Genomic DNA, 14,622 nt, shown 5'->3' with positions numbered 1-14,622 from the left:
GTGTTCCTCGAACAGTGAATCAGGAAGTCATTAGAAGGCCCGCAGCGCGAGCGCGCTCCAGGCAGTGTTGCAGTACCTCGCGGCGCTCGGCATTGTCCATGCGGCCCCAGCGGGTGATTTCGGCGGCGGTACGCTGACAGCCGATACAGACATCCTGTTCGTCCAGTGCGCAGACATGCACGCAAGGTGAACGCACCGGCTTTTCTACATCATTCATCGTCATCAGGTACCAGCTCACGGGCATAGCGCTGCGCATTATGAACGTAATGGGCGGCGCTGGCCTCCAGCATCTTCTTCTGCGGCTCGGTGAGCTCGCGCACCACCTTGCCCGGACTGCCCATCACCAGGCTGCCATCGGGGATGACCTTGCCTTCCGGGATCAGGCTGTTGGCGCCGATGATGCAGTACTTGCCGATCTTGGCGCCGTTGAGGATCACCGCGTTAATGCCGATCAGGCTGTAATCGTCCACGCTGCAGCCGTGCATCATCACGTTGTGGCCGACGGTGACGCCCTTGCCCAGGGTCAACGGAAAGCCCATGTCGGTATGCATGACGCTGCCGTCCTGCACATTGCTGTTCTCGCCGATATGGATCAGTTCGTTGTCGCCGCGCAGCACGGCGCCGAACCAGACGCTGGCCCCAGCCTCCAGACGGACCTTGCCGATCAGGTCGGCGCTTGGCGCGACCCAGCTCTCGGGATGGGCGTCGACACGGGAGCTTCCCAGGCGGTATTTCATGCTCGTCAGTCCTCGGCGCTATCAGCGCAGGTGTATGAAGTGTTCAGGCGGCTGGTGCAAGGCAATCTGCGCATCGTCGAAGAGTAGGTTGACCAGCTCCACCACCATGATCGCGGTGAGCCCCCAGATGCGGTATTCGCCATAGGTGTAGGACGGCACGTACCAGCTCTGCCCGAGATAATCGATGCGATGGGTCATCTCGCGAGGGTCGGAGCGGAAGAACTCCAGCGGCACCGAGAACACCGAGGCGATCTCGGCGTCGTTGGCCTTGTACTCGACATAATCCGGCACCAGGCCGACGTAAGGCGTGACCTGAATGCCGTGGCGTGACACCAGGCTGCTGAGCGGCCCGACCACCTCGACCAGCCCAGGCGGCAGACCAATCTCCTCCTCCGCCTCACGCAACGCGGTATCCACCAGGTCGCGATCTTCCGGGTCGCGCCGGCCACCGGGAAAGGCGACCTCGCCACCGTGGGTCGACAAACCACTGGCGCGCAGGGTCAGCACCAGTTCAGGTTCATCACTGCGGGTAATCGGGACCAGCACCGCCGCCTCGGGGAAGCTGCGCTCGGTCTCCAGAGGGCGCGGGCTGTAGCCGCGCACGCGATGGAGCAACTCGTCCAGCATGGGCATACTCGGAGTCTTGTTTTGCCAGGCATCATGGCATGAAAGAGGCCGGCCGCCCAACCCCGGCGACAGGGCAAGCCGGCCTCAATCGGGCACTTGCCGGCCAAGATGCCGACCGCCAAGATAGCGCCAGAAAAAGAGGAGCAGGCATGAAATTCTGCAGCCAGTGCGGCAACCCGGTCACCCGCATGATCCCGGCAGGCGACAACCGCATGCGCCATGTCTGCGGCCACTGCGCCACCGTGCACTACGAAAACCCGCGTATCGTCGCCGGCTGCCTGCCCGTGTGGCGCGATCAGGTCCTGCTGTGCCGCCGCGCCATCGAGCCGCGCCGTGGCTACTGGACGCTGCCGGCCGGCTTCATGGAAAACGGCGAGACCACCGAACAGGCCGCCGCCCGTGAAACCCTCGAAGAAGCCTGCGCCCGCGTGCGCGACCTCAATCTCTATACCCTGTTCGACCTGCCGCACATCAGCCAGGTGTACATGCTGTTCCGTGCCGAGCTGGTCGATCTGGATTTCGCCGTGGGCGAGGAGAGCCTGGAGGTACGGCTGTTCGAGGAATCGCAGATCCCCTGGTCAGAGCTGGCTTTCCCGACCATAGGCCGTACCTTAGAATGCTTCTTCGCCGACCGTCGGCAGAATCTCTTTCCGGTACGCAACGAGCCACTCGAAGCGCTGCGTGCCCACTACACACCCCGTTGACCCTGCGGACGTTCCCGATGCGTTGGTTGTTGCCCCTGCTTTGCCTGACTCTCAGCTTCAACGCCCTGGCCAGCACCACGCCAGCGACCAGCAGCCGCACCGTGGACAAGGTGCTGGTGCTCAAGTCGGAACGCAAGCTGCACCTGCAACAACGCGGCGAGACCATCAAGTCCTATCGTATTTCCCTGGGCAAACAGCCCGATGGCGCCAAGCAGCGTGAAGGCGACCTGCGTACACCGGAAGGTTTCTACTGGATCGACTGGCGCAAGCCGAGCGACAAGTACCAACTGTCGCTGCACATCTCCTACCCCAACGCCCGCGACCTGGCCAAGGCCAAGGAAGCCGGGGTGCCGCCGGGCAGCATGATCATGATCCACGGCACGCCGCTGGACGAGGAATACCCGGAGTGGTTCTTCCACACGCTGGACTGGACCGAGGGCTGCATCGCCATGAAGAACGACGACATGCGTGAGGTGTGGAGCCTGGTCAAGGACGGCACGCTGATCGAAATCAGACCCTGAACCCTGCATTGAAAAAGGCGCCATCGGCGCCTTTTTCATATCGACTCAAAACTGCAGGTCGGACAAACGCCAGACATCGAAGGCAGGTGTTTCGTAGGGATGGCTCTTCTTCAGCGCCTTGACGGCGTCATGGATCAGCTCGTCGGCAACGACCATTTCCACTTTCCACTCGGCAACCTGCTCGACGCTACCGACTTGGCCGATAAATGGCTGGCTACCGTCCAGAGCGCGGAACTGGCCATGACCCAGCACCTGCCAGCAGCAGTTGTCGTAAAGGCCGATACGCCCGCCACCAGCTGCGAACACCGCCTTTTTTACCGGTTCCAGATGGGCTTCCGGCACGTAGAAACACAGTTTGTACATCAAGTTCTCCGCAAATGGGCAACCGAACAACAGACAATCCATGACGCCAATATGATGTCACTTTGCCATGGAGTTGTCTTGAGATCGCCCGCACAAATCCACACGTCGCGTTAAAACGGTTCGTTGCTTTCGACTCAGGCGACGGGCGTGACGTTCTCAACAACCACTGAAAAAGCGCCGCCATTTGTCGGCAAGACCAACGGCTGGTGGGCTGTGGCTGCCATCGCAGTAGGGCAGGCTTGCGGATCGGCCACAGCGGCACAGCAACAGACGCTGCTCGCGCTCGGGACGCAGGATCAGGGATTGGGGGCAGTCGGGTGGGCAGTCAGGCATTTCGGGGGAATGCCCGCAGCGGCACAGATGATGCGTTTCACCGAGTTGGACCAGACGAACTTCGGGGAGGATTGGGAGAGGATCATCGGCCATGGTTGGGCCTGTGCGGTCCGGATGGATCCGGGTGAAGGTATGGCAGCAGTTTCCCGGATTGTATCCGGGCTACGCGCCCTGCTCCCCTCTCCCGCTTGCGGGGCGTAAGCGGAAATAGCGAAGCACTGCCACTGCTTCGCCCGCTGAAGCGCCCTGAGCTCTGCGAAGGGCTGGGGCGCAGGGCGGGGGTCGGGGGAGAGGGTTCTGCGTTGGCTATACACACTCTCCCACCCTGCTGATATCTACGGTGTGACATCTGCAAGCTCAAGCTGGATCGGTGCACGGCCGCTTTTGCCCTCTCCCGCCCTTCGGGCACCCTCTCCCGCAAGCAGGAGAGGGTCAGCAGAAGGCCGCTACGCGGCCGCTTTTAGTCCACCCAGACGCGGGCGTTACGGAACATGCGCATCCAGCCGCCGTCTTCCTGCCACTCGTCCGGGCGCCAGGAGTTCTGCACGGCGCGGAACACCCGCTCCGGGTGCGGCATCATGATGGTCACACGGCCGTCGCGACTGGTCAGGCCGGTGATGCCACGCGGCGAACCGTTGGGGTTGGCCGGGTAGGCTTCGGTGACCTTGCCATGGTTGTCGACGTAGCGCAGAGCCACGGTGCCGGACAGATCCGCCTCCAGCAGCGCCTCTTCACTTTCGAACTCGGCATGGCCTTCACCGTGGGCGATGGCGATCGGCATGCGCGAACCGGCCATGCCTTGCAGGAAGATCGAGGCCGACTCCTGGATCTGCACCATGGCCACGCGCGCTTCGAACTGCTCGGAACGGTTGCGCACGAAGTGCGGCCAGAACTCGGTGCCTGGGATCAGCTCGTGCAGGTTGCTCATCATCTGGCAGCCGTTGCACACGCCGAGGGCGAAGCTGTCGCGACGCTCGAAGAAACCCTGGAAGGCATCGCGAGCACGGGCGTTGAACAGCACCGACTTGGCCCAGCCTTCACCAGCGCCGAGTACGTCGCCATAGGAGAAGCCACCGCAAGCCACGAGGCCTTTGAACTCTTCCAGGCTGACGCGACCGGCAAGGATGTCGCTCATGTGCACGTCGATGGCGGAGAAGCCGGCGCGGTCGAACGCGGCGGCCATTTCCACCTGGCCGTTGACGCCCTGCTCGCGCAGGATCGCCACTTGCGGACGCACGCCCTTCTTGATGTAGGGCGCAGCGATGTCCTGGTTGACGTCAAAACCGAGCTTGACCGACAGGCCGGGATTATCTTCCTCCAGCAGCAGGTCGAATTCCTGGTCGGCGCCCTGAGCATTGTCGCGCAGACGCTGAATACGGTAGCTGGTCTCGGCCCACTGACGCTGCAGCAGTCGACGATCACCGGCGAACACCGGCTCGCCGTTGAAGCTGATGCTGACGTCGCTGTTGTTCACTGCCTGACCGATCACGGCCACGCAATCATCCAGACCAGCAGCGCTGAACTGCGCCAACACTTCCGGCGTGGCGTCCTGGCGCACCTGGATCACCGCACCCAGCTCTTCGTTGAACAGCACGGCCGGCAGCTCGGAGCTGTCATCAGCCAATGCATCGAGGTTCAGCGACAGGCCGCAATGACCAGCGAAGGCCATTTCCAGTACAGTGGTCAGCAGACCACCGTCGGAACGGTCGTGGTAAGCCAGCAGGTGGCCGTCAGCGTTGAGACCCTGGATCACGGCGAAGAAGGCCTTGAGGTCTTCGGCGTCGTCGAGGTCCGGCACTTGCTGGCCAATCTGCGAATAGACCTGTGCCAGGATCGAGGCACCCATGCGGTTCTGGCCACGACCGAGGTCGATCAGGATCAGATCGGTCTCGCCCTTGTCCATGCGCAGTTGCGGGGTCAGGGTCTGGCGGATGTCCTGCACCGGAGCGAAACCAGTGATCACCAGCGACAACGGCGAGGTCACGCTCTTGTCGACGCCCTCGTCCTGCCAGCGGGTTTTCATCGACATGGAGTCCTTGCCCACCGGGATGGTGATGCCCAGTGCCGGGCACAGCTCCATGCCGACAGCCTTGACGGTGTCGTACAGACGGGCGTCTTCACCCGGGTGACCGGCAGCCGCCATCCAGTTGGCCGACAGTTTGATGTCGGACATTTTCTCGATGCGTGCTGCGGCCAGGTTGGTAACGGTCTCACCCACCGCCATGCGCCCGGAAGCCGGAGCGTCGAGCAGCGCCAGCGGCGTGCGCTCACCCATGGCCATGGCTTCACCGGTGTAGACGTCGAAGCTGGTGGCGGTCACGGCGCAATCGGCCACCGGCACCTGCCAAGGGCCGACCATCTGATCACGCGCCACCAGACCGGTAATGGTGCGGTCGCCGATGGTGATCAGGAAGCTCTTGCTGGCCACAGCCGGATGATGCAGCACACGACCCAGCGCTTCTTCGATGTCGACGCTGGCGGCATTGAAGTCATCGCCCTGCTCGGCTTCGCGAGCCACGCTGCGGTGCATGCGCGGCGGTTTGCCCAGCAGCACTTCCAGCGGCATGTCCACCGGGGTGTTGCTGAAATGGCTGTCGGTCACGGTCAGGTGCGGCTCGGCAGTGGCCTCGCCAACCACGGCGAAGGGGCAGCGCTCGCGCTCGCAGATGGCCTTGAACCGCTCGAAGTCGGCAGCATCCACGCTCATCACGTAGCGTTCCTGCGACTCGTTGCACCAGATTTCGTGCGGGGCCATGCCCGGCTCGTCATTAGGCACGTTGCGCAGTTCGAAACGACCACCGCGACCGCCGTCGTTGATAAGTTCCGGCAGGGCGTTGGAGATACCGCCGGCGCCGACGTCGTGAATGAACTTGATCGGGTTGGCTTCACCCAGCTGCCAGCAGCGGTCGATGACCTCCTGGCAACGGCGTTCCATTTCCGGGTTCTCGCGCTGCACCGAGGCGAAGTCCAGGTCAGCCGAGCTGGTGCCGGTAGCCATGGAGGAAGCGGCGCCGCCGCCCAGGCCGATGAGCATGGCCGGGCCGCCGAGCACGATCAGCTTGGCGCCGACCGAAATTTCGCCCTTCTGTACATGGTTCTCGCGGATGTTGCCGAGACCGCCAGCGAGCATGATCGGCTTGTGGTAACCGCGCACTTCCTCGCCACGCGGGCTGCTGACCGCCTGCTCGAAGGTGCGGAAGTAGCCATTGAGTGCCGGGCGCCCGAATTCGTTGTTGAACGCGGCGCCGCCCAGCGGGCCTTCGATCATGATGTCCAGCGCGCTGACGATGCGCTCGGGTTTGCCGTAGGGCTTTTCCCAGGGCTGGAGGAAATCGGGAATGTTCAGGTTGGAGACCGAGAAACCGGTCAGGCCGGCCTTGGGCTTGGCACCACGGCCGGTTGCGCCCTCGTCGCGGATCTCACCACCGGAGCCGGTGGAGGCACCCGGGAACGGTGCGATGGCGGTCGGGTGGTTGTGCGTCTCCACCTTCATCAGGATATGCACCGGCTCCTGCACTGCGCCGTACTGACGGGTTTCCGAATTGGGGAAGAAACGTCCGGCGGTGTGGCCGACAATCACCGAGGCGTTGTCCTTGTAAGCGGACAGCACGCCTTCGTTGTGCATCTGGTAGGTGTTCTTGATCATGCCGAACAGCGACTTGTCCTGGCTCTCGCCGTCAATGTCCCAGCTGGCATTGAAGATCTTGTGGCGGCAGTGCTCGGAGTTGGCCTGGGCGAACATCATCAGTTCGATGTCGTGCGGATTGCGCCCCAAGTCATTGAAGCTCTTCACCAGGTAGTCGATTTCGTCCTCGGCCAGGGCCAGACCCAGATCCTGGTTGGCCTGCTCCAGCGCGGCGCGGCCACCGCCGAGTACGTCCACGGCGGTCAGCGGCTTGGGCTGGGCATGGCTGAACAGCGCGGCGGCATCTTCGAGGGCGCTCAGTACCAGTTGAGTCATGCGGTCATGCAGCAACGCAGCAACGGCGGCACTGTCGGCCTCACTCAGCGCACCGCTGACGTAATAGGCGATACCGCGCTCCAGACGCTGGACCTTGGCCAAGCCGCAGTTACGGGCAATGTCGCTGGCCTTGCTCGACCAGGGCGAGATGGTGCCGAACCGCGGAATGGTCAGGAACAATTTGCCGCTGGGCTCCTGCACCGACACGCTCGGGCCGTACTTGAGCAGCCGGGCCAGCACTTGTTCCTCATCGGCGTTGAGCACGCCGGTGACGTCGGCGAAATGCGCGAACTCGGCGTACAGCCCGGTCACGGCCGGCACCTTGCTGGTCAGTTGCTCGAGCAATTTGCCATGGCGGAAAGCGGAAAGGGCGGGAGCGCCGCGCAGAATCAACATCGTCGGAACAGCCTCTGGGAAGGGGTGTGCTGGAGGCCGGGCATTCTACCCTAAAGCGACAGCAGGCGGCACCTGTAGCCAGGCGCTTTAAGGACGAACGCGCACTAGCAGAGAAGCGCAGCGCTGTCGAGATATGGCGCCGCCTGCGCTTTGCGTATACTGCGCCGATGTTTGCACGACCTGCGATACGCATGCGTTGCGCCAAAGGGCTGTTGGCGATTGGTACCCTCCTGATGCTTGCTGGCTGCGGCGAAGAACCCAAGCCCAGCGTACTCGAGCAGGTAAAGGCGGAGGGTGAGCTGCGCGTGGTCACTCGTAACAGCCCTGCCACCTACTTCCAGGACCGCAACGGCGCCACCGGTTTCGAATATGAACTGGCCAAGCGCTTCGCCACCGATCTCGGCCTGGAACTGAAGATCGAAACCGCCGACAACCTCGACAACCTGTTTTCCAGCTTGGGCCGCGCCGACGGCCCGGTCATGGCTGCCGCTGGTCTGGTGGACACGCCGCAACGCCAGCGCCAGGCGCGCTTCTCCATCCCTTATCTGGAAGTCACGCCGCAGGTCATCTATCGCCAGGGCGAGAGCCGCCCGACCAAACCCGAAGACCTGGTCGGCAAACGCATTCTGGTGCTGGCCGGCAGCAGCCACGCCGAACAGTTGGCCGCCCTCAAGCTGGAGCTGCCCGAGCTGGAGTTCGAGGTCTCCGACGCAGTCGAGGTGGTCGACCTGCTGCGCATGGTCGACGAGGGCCAGATCGACCTGACGCTGGTGGACTCCAACGAGCTGGCGATGAACCAGGTGTATTTCCCCAACGTACGCGTGGCCTTCGACCTCGGCGACACCAACAGCATGCGCTGGGCAGTGGCCGCTGGTGAGGATGACAGCCTGCTGCTGGAAATCGACGCCTTCCTCAAGCGCTCCGAAGCCAACGGCACCGTGCAGCGCCTGAAAGAACGCTACTACGGCCACGTTGACGTGCTCGGTTATGTCGGCGCCTACACCTTCGCCCAGCATCTGCAAAAGCGCCTGCCGCGCTACGAGAAGATGTTCCGTCAGGCCGCCCACCCCCACCAGATCGACTGGCGTCTGCTGGCGGCCATGGGCTACCAGGAATCGCTGTGGCAACCCAACGCCACCTCCAAGACCGGTGTTCGCGGCCTGATGATGCTGACTCAGCGCACAGCCCAGTCGGTCGGCGTATCCAACCGCCTGGACCCGAAGCAGAGCATCGACGGCGGCGCCCGCTACTTCATCCAGGTGCATCAGCAATTACCGGAAAGCATCGCCGAGCCGGATCGGACCTGGTTCGCCCTGGCGGCCTACAACGTCGGCGGCGGTCATCTGGAAGACGCGCGCAAGCTGACCGAAGCCGAAGGCCTGGACCCGAACAAATGGGCCGATGTGCAGAAAATTCTGCCGCGCCTGGCGCAAAAACAGTGGTACAGCAAGACTCGCTATGGTTATGCCCGTGGCGGCGAACCCGTGCACTTCGTGCGCAACATCCGTCGCTACTACGACATTCTCACCTGGGTGACCCAGCCGCAGCTGGAAGGCTCGCAAGTCGCCGAGAGCGGCATCCACCTGCCGGGCATCGACAAACGCAAGCCCGAAGAAGAAACCCCGCCGCTGTAAGCCCCTACAACACGCTCTGATTGCCCACCGCACAGCGACTGATCGCCAGCCGCGCCGGCGTCAGGCCCTTGAGCCGAGTGGCACACTGCGCCTGGCTCGATATCCGCTCCACCTGCAGATTGGCCTGCTCGTCGATGCTGATCAGGTAGGGATGGTTGTAGCGGGCGCGGTCGTGCCAGGCGCTGAAACGCTGGGTGCTGAGCACGCAGCGGTAATCCAGATGGCCGGTAAAGCCCTGAAAGCGATCGCGCATGAAGATGTGGTGATAACGCTGCCAGTCGCGATCACGCTGACCGACCCGCACAGCCTCCTGGCATTCTTCCAACGTAGTGATCTGCGGCTCGTGCAGGAAGATGCTCTGCGCCAGATTGGAGCCGCCCAGCTGCACGCTGGCGACCAGATACACCTCGGCTTGCTCCGCGAGCGCCGGCGCAGTCAGGACCGCCAGCACACTCAACATCCATTTGTTCATGCTCATTCCCTGTTATCCCGCTCAGCTTCGCCGAGCCCTGAAGAAATCTTTCAGCAGCGCCCCGCTCTCCTCGGCCAGCAAGCCCCCCTCCACCAGCACGCGGTGATTGAGAAAGCCCTGATCGAAGAACTGCCCCTGACTGATCGCCACCCCGGCACGCGGCTCGCTGGCGGCGAACACCACCCGAGCGATGCGCGCATGCACGATCAGACCAGCGCACATGCTGCAGGGCTCCAACGTGACATACAGGGTGCTGCCTGGCAGTCGGTAGTTCTGCACACTTTCCGCCGCCGCGCGGATCGCCACCATCTCGGCATGGGCACTGGGATCGTGACGCAGGATCGGGCAATTGAAGCCCTGCCCCACCACGTCGCCGTCCTGCACCAGCACAGCGCCAACCGGCACCTCGCCCTGCTCCGCGCCCAGGCACGCCTGCGCCAGCGCCAGGCGCATGAAGTGCTCGTCACGCGAGCGGTCGATGATCTGCGGTCTTTTCATTGCATCAGTCCGTAGGGCAACCCGCCATCAAGGCAGGCCTGAAAACGGCGCTCACCCTACACCACTTCGATGGCCGCCATCAGCCCCGTTTCCATATGGTCGATGACGTGGCAGTGGAACATCCACACACCAGGATTATCAGCGACGAGGGCAATGCGCGCGGTCTCGTTCTTGCCCAGCAAGTAGGTATCGGTGAAATACGGAATGATCTTGCGCCGATCCGAGCCCAGCACCTTGAAGGTCATGCCGTGCAGATGGATCGGGTGCTGATACTGCGCCATGTTGCGCAGCACGAATATGTAGTGGCCATCCTTCTTCAACGTGGCGATCGGGCGGTCTGCACAGGTCTTGTCGTTGATGTCCCAGGCCTGGCCATTGATCTGCCAATATTTGTAACGCCCGGCGGCTTCATCGGCTGGCGAAGCCAGCGCCGCTGCCCATTCGAAGTTGAAGCGCAGCGTCTCGGCACGCGTCAGATCCGGCTCGGCAACCGGGTTGCCCGGTAACGCCGGCGGCCAGTCGCCAAGCGCCTCGCTGCTCGCGCCGCCCTTGAGGGTAGCCAGCCGCAGCGGGCCATTGCGCAGGGACAATTCCTCTCCAGCAGCCGGAACCTTGAGCGCCAGATCGATGCGCATGCCCGGCCCCAACCAGTATTCCTTACCCAACGGCCGTGGCTGCACCGGGTTACCGTCCAAGGCATAGATACGCGCCTCACCATCCGGTAGGTTAAGGCGATAGGTGACGGTGTTGTCGAGATTGATCAGGCGCAGACGCACCACCTGCCCGGCCGGCAACTCCAGCGTCGGATTCGGCTCGCCATTGATCGTGGTCAGGCGCCCGCGGGTTCCCTCGCGCGCTGCCTGACGCGGCACCGTGAAAGGCGTGAAGGCGCCCTGCTCGTCGACATGCCAGGTCTTCAGGCTCAGCGTGCGCTCATGGCGAAAGCCTGTCGGCTCACGCTCCTCGACGATCAACGGCCCGACCAGACCACGCCCCAATTGCTCGGCGCTGGTGGTGTGCGGGTGGTACCAGAAGCTGCCAGCATCGTGGCAGATGAAGTCATAGTCGAAGTACTCGCCCGGCAGTACCGGCGCCTGGGAGACGTAAGGCACACCGTCCATTTCCAGTGGCAGACGAATGCCGTGCCAATGGATGGTGCTTTGCACGTCCAGCTTGTTGATGAAGCGCACCCGCAAACGCTCGCCCTGGCGGCAGCGCAACTCGACACCCGGCGCCTGCCCGCCATAACCCCAGGCAGGCGTGATATGCCCCTGCACCAGTTCCAGGTCCAGCGGCGCGGCGATCAGCTCGTAATCATGGGTCGCCACATTCTCCGGGCGCCCCAACCAATAGCGCACACCACCAGCGCCCAGCCCGGCAATACCCAGGCCAGCCAGACCGGCGAGCACTTGTCTACGGGTAAACGACATCTTCATCCTCGGCAATCTGCAGGCATACTCAATTGCGGTATCTTCTCATTTTCATCACTCACCAGACGAGCACCCTGGCAAGACAAATTGCCGCGGCGACTGATGCGAGCTAGCCCCCAGATAAGGCGACACCTAACGAGATAGAATCGCCGGGCACTCCACAGGAACGCTCACCAGAACATGGACAGTTTCTTCTTCGACACCCCCTTGGCCATCATGATGGTGGCGATAACCCCCATGCTCCTGCTCATGTGGATCGGGCTCATGGCTGCGTTTGGGGAGATGATCTGGACTGATTGCTACCGGCTGAGCCGCCCACACGACATCGTAAAAGCGGCGATCATTGATCAGAAGTGGATCAACGCACGCATCAGCGTGGGCAAAACCACAATGGTCAGTCTCAAGCCCGTCTATCGCCTGCGATACGAGTACGAACAGCGCACCTACGAAGTGGAACATCTCGTGCTCAACCAGGAGCATGTCGAACTCGACCAGCAGGCCGGCACCTTTCGGCTCTACGTGCCCAAAGCGAACCCGGCCGATGCCAGCCCCGAAGCCCCAAGCGCCGCCTCGCCCTTCGCCGCGGTCATGCTGATGATCATGGGCTACCTCATCTGGGAAGCCTCGCCGACACTACTTAAAGGGTTCTGAGCATGGTCGTGCTCTTCATCGTGCTCGGCGGCCTACTGTGGCTGATCAGCCTGCTACTTTTCGCCTTCTCTGCCTGGGGCTTCTACAAACTCGCGCGACTGCTCTGGGAAAAAATCCGCAGATCGTTTCTACGCCCAGGCACAGCGCAAGTCACGTCCTACGAAGTCTTCACACCCGACCCCGAAGACATTCACGTCACGGATAGCCGGCCGCAAGTCCACCTTGAGCTGGATTGCGAGCGTCATGGGCAACGCTTTCAGATATCCCTGGGGCCGTTGACCTGCGAGGAATTGTTCCCCGCACTGGACCTACCGGCACACCACGTCGCCTGCTGGCTGAGCGAAGAGGATTGGCAGCAGCTGCTGGATAAACGATGGATCACGATCGCCTGCGACTGGCGCCAGCGCAAAGCGATACTCACCAGCCAGATCCGTAATGACAGACGCCTGCTGCTGATTAGTTTTCTGAGCCTGAGCCTGTTCACTCTTTTGGTTACGCTACCGTTGCTGCATCGCTGAAAAGCACACGGGCATAAAAAAACCGGCCTAAGCCGGTTTCTTCATTCAGCGCTGCGGGATCACTCCCACTCAATAGTCGCCGGCGGCTTGCTCGACACGTCGTAGGTGACGCGCGAGATACCGTCGATTTCGTTGATGATGCGGCCGCTGACGGTCTCCAGCAGCTCGTAAGGCAGGTGCGCCCAGCGAGCAGTCATGAAGTCCACGGTTTCCACGGCGCGCAGGGCGACGACCCAGGCGTAGCGGCGGCCATCACCAACCACACCGACCGATTTCACCGGCTGGAACACCACGAAGGCCTGGCTGGTCTTGTGGTACCAGTCAGCCTTGCGCAGCTCTTCGATGAAGATATGGTCGGCGCGGCGCAGGATGTCGGCGTATTCCTTCTTCACTTCGCCGAGGATGCGCACGCCCAGGCCTGGGCCCGGGAACGGGTGGCGGTAGACCATGTCGTAGGGCAGGCCCAGCTCCAGGCCGATCTTGCGCACTTCGTCCTTGAACAGTTCACGCAGCGGCTCGACCAGCTTGAGGTTCATTTCCTCGGGCAGGCCACCGACGTTGTGGTGGCTCTTGATCACGTGGGCCTTGCCGCTCTTGGCGCCAGCGGACTCGATCACGTCCGGGTAGATGGTGCCCTGGGCGAGGAACTGGATGTTATCCAGCTGGCTGGCCTGCGCATCGAACACGTCGATGAAGGTGCGGCCGATGATCTTGCGCTTCTTCTCCGGATCGGCTTCGCCGGCCAGGTTGCCGAGGAACTGCTCTTCGGCGTTGGCACGGATCACCTTGACGCCCATGTTCTCGGCGAACATGGCCATGACCTGATCACCTTCGTGCAGGCGCAGCAGGCCGTTGTCGACGAACACGCAGGTCAGCTGGTCGCCGATGGCCTTGTGCAGCAGGGCCGCAACCACCGAGGAGTCCACGCCGCCGGACAGGCCGAGCAGCACGTTGGCATCGCCAACCTGGGCGCGCACGGCGGCAATGGCGTCTTCAACGATGTTGGCTGGGGTCCACAGGGCTTCGCAGCCGCTGACTTCCAGCACGAAGCGCGACAGGATGCGACCGCCCTGCTTGGTGTGGGTCACTTCCGGGTGGAACTGCACGCCGTAGTAGTGGCGAGTGTCGTCGCACATGGCGGCGATCGGGCAGCTCGGGGTACTGGCGAGAATGTGGAAGCCTTCCGGCAGGCGGGTGACCTTGTCGCCGTGGCTCATCCACACGTCGAGGCCAAGCACGCCATCGGCGTCGACATGGTCTTCGATGCCGGCCAGCAGCTGGCTCTTGCCGACCACGTCGACGCGGGCGTAGCCGAATTCACGCAGGTCGGAACCTTCCACCTTGCCGCCGAGTTGCTCGGCCATGGTCTGCATGCCGTAGCAGATGCCCAGCACCGGCACATTCATGTCGAACACCGCTTGCGGCGCGCGCGGGCTATTGGCTTCGTGCACCGACTCCGGGCCACCGGCGAGGATGATGCCGCGCGGGGCGAAGGCACGGATGTCCTCGTCGCTCATGTCCCAGGGGTGCAGTTCGCAATAGACGCCGATCTCACGCACGCGACGGGCGATCAGCTGGGTGTACTGGGAACCGAAGTCCAGAATGAGGATGCGGTGGGCGTGAATGTCGTGGGCCATGGCCGTCTCTCGTAGGTGTTCACAAATGACACGGGGCTGATCGAACAGCCCCGTTATTCATAACATTGCAAAAATCGATTTGCCGCGTAGCGAGCGCCGGACAGGCAAGGCGGAGAGAAACGAGAAAGCGGAGTTTGCTG

15 protein-coding genes are annotated in these 14,622 nt (G+C 62.8%); 5 read left to right on the top strand and 10 right to left on the bottom strand.

Features of this window, described 5'->3' with window-relative positions; translation table 11 throughout:
- Positions 1-19: 19 nt before the first annotated feature.
- The 3 genes from BM059_RS09115 to BM059_RS09105 are packed head-to-tail and all read right to left on the bottom strand — an operon-like array spanning position 20 to position 1,364.
- Positions 20-217, bottom strand: a complete 198-nt coding sequence (locus tag BM059_RS09115; RefSeq protein ID WP_037003045.1) for a DUF1289 domain-containing protein — start codon at positions 215-217, stop codon at positions 20-22.
- A complete protein-coding gene (locus BM059_RS09110; RefSeq protein WP_074938134.1) occupies positions 210-737 on the bottom strand; it encodes a gamma carbonic anhydrase family protein in 528 nt (175 codons plus the stop codon). Before BM059_RS09110 ends, BM059_RS09115 begins: the two co-directional genes overlap by 8 nt.
- 21 nt (positions 738-758) lie before the next feature.
- Positions 759-1,364, bottom strand: a complete 606-nt coding sequence (locus BM059_RS09105; protein ID WP_037003042.1) for a CoA pyrophosphatase — start codon at positions 1,362-1,364, stop codon at positions 759-761.
- A 149-nt stretch (positions 1,365-1,513) separates the two neighbouring features.
- Here BM059_RS09105 and BM059_RS09100 point away from each other — a divergent pair, with 149 nt between their 5' ends.
- Positions 1,514-2,068 (top strand): NUDIX hydrolase, encoded by a 555-nt coding sequence (locus BM059_RS09100; RefSeq protein WP_074938132.1) that lies wholly within the window; start codon positions 1,514-1,516, stop codon positions 2,066-2,068.
- A gap of 17 nt (positions 2,069-2,085) precedes the next feature.
- Positions 2,086-2,589: a L,D-transpeptidase family protein gene (locus BM059_RS09095; protein ID WP_037003040.1), complete on the top strand. Its 504-nt coding sequence runs from the start codon at positions 2,086-2,088 to the stop codon at positions 2,587-2,589.
- Between the two features lie 45 nt (positions 2,590-2,634).
- Here the strand turns inward: BM059_RS09095 and BM059_RS09090 are convergent, their stop codons facing one another.
- The 3 genes from BM059_RS09090 to purL all read right to left on the bottom strand — a co-directional run bounded on the left by BM059_RS09090 (position 2,635) and on the right by purL (position 7,642).
- Positions 2,635-2,952, bottom strand: a complete 318-nt coding sequence (locus tag BM059_RS09090) for a YqfO family protein (protein WP_037003038.1) — start codon at positions 2,950-2,952, stop codon at positions 2,635-2,637.
- A gap of 156 nt (positions 2,953-3,108) precedes the next feature.
- The gene (locus BM059_RS09085) at positions 3,109-3,285 is read right to left on the bottom strand and encodes a CDGSH iron-sulfur domain-containing protein (RefSeq protein WP_244154401.1); all 177 of its coding nucleotides are present in this window, start codon (positions 3,283-3,285) and stop codon (positions 3,109-3,111) included.
- Positions 3,286-3,745: 460 nt separating this feature from the next.
- Positions 3,746-7,642, bottom strand: a complete 3,897-nt coding sequence (gene purL / locus BM059_RS09080) for a phosphoribosylformylglycinamidine synthase (RefSeq protein WP_074938128.1) — start codon at positions 7,640-7,642, stop codon at positions 3,746-3,748.
- 167 nt (positions 7,643-7,809) lie between these two features.
- Between purL and mltF the strand changes: the two genes are divergently transcribed.
- A complete protein-coding gene (gene mltF, locus BM059_RS09075; protein ID WP_037003035.1) occupies positions 7,810-9,276 on the top strand; it encodes a membrane-bound lytic murein transglycosylase MltF in 1,467 nt (488 codons plus the stop codon).
- Between the two features lie 4 nt (positions 9,277-9,280).
- On the opposite strand, the gene BM059_RS09070 is transcribed toward mltF, so the two are convergent.
- The 3 genes from BM059_RS09070 to BM059_RS09060 are packed head-to-tail and all read right to left on the bottom strand — an operon-like array spanning position 9,281 to position 11,676.
- Positions 9,281-9,736 (bottom strand): hypothetical protein, encoded by a 456-nt coding sequence (locus BM059_RS09070; RefSeq protein ID WP_074938474.1) that lies wholly within the window; start codon positions 9,734-9,736, stop codon positions 9,281-9,283.
- A 33-nt stretch (positions 9,737-9,769) separates the two neighbouring features.
- Positions 9,770-10,246, bottom strand: coding sequence for a tRNA adenosine(34) deaminase TadA (gene tadA, locus BM059_RS09065; protein ID WP_074938126.1), 477 nt, complete (start codon positions 10,244-10,246; stop codon positions 9,770-9,772).
- 56 nt (positions 10,247-10,302) lie between these two features.
- Entirely contained in the window at positions 10,303-11,676 is a 1,374-nt protein-coding gene (locus BM059_RS09060; protein WP_074938472.1) for a multicopper oxidase family protein, read from the bottom strand.
- Positions 11,677-11,856: 180 nt separating this feature from the next.
- Here BM059_RS09060 and BM059_RS09055 point away from each other — a divergent pair, with 180 nt between their 5' ends.
- Together BM059_RS09055 and BM059_RS09050 are read left to right on the top strand one after the other, a co-directional pair.
- The gene (locus BM059_RS09055) at positions 11,857-12,327 is read left to right on the top strand and encodes a hypothetical protein (protein ID WP_074938124.1); all 471 of its coding nucleotides are present in this window, start codon (positions 11,857-11,859) and stop codon (positions 12,325-12,327) included.
- Positions 12,328-12,329: 2 nt separating this feature from the next.
- Positions 12,330-12,845 carry a hypothetical protein gene (locus BM059_RS09050; protein WP_074938123.1) on the top strand — a complete coding sequence of 172 codons (516 nt, stop codon included), beginning with the start codon at positions 12,330-12,332 and terminating at the stop codon, positions 12,843-12,845.
- 59 nt (positions 12,846-12,904) lie between these two features.
- Here the strand turns inward: BM059_RS09050 and guaA are convergent, their stop codons facing one another.
- Positions 12,905-14,482, bottom strand: coding sequence for a glutamine-hydrolyzing GMP synthase (gene guaA / locus BM059_RS09045; RefSeq protein WP_074938121.1), 1,578 nt, complete (start codon positions 14,480-14,482; stop codon positions 12,905-12,907).
- Positions 14,483-14,622 lie beyond the last annotated feature (140 nt).

This window comes from Ectopseudomonas composti (assembly GCF_900115475.1).
GTDB classification, from domain to species: Bacteria; Pseudomonadota; Gammaproteobacteria; order Pseudomonadales; family Pseudomonadaceae; genus Aquipseudomonas; species Aquipseudomonas composti.
Note: the sequence above shows the minus strand (reverse complement) of the source record. Positions and strands in the feature narration are given on the sequence as shown.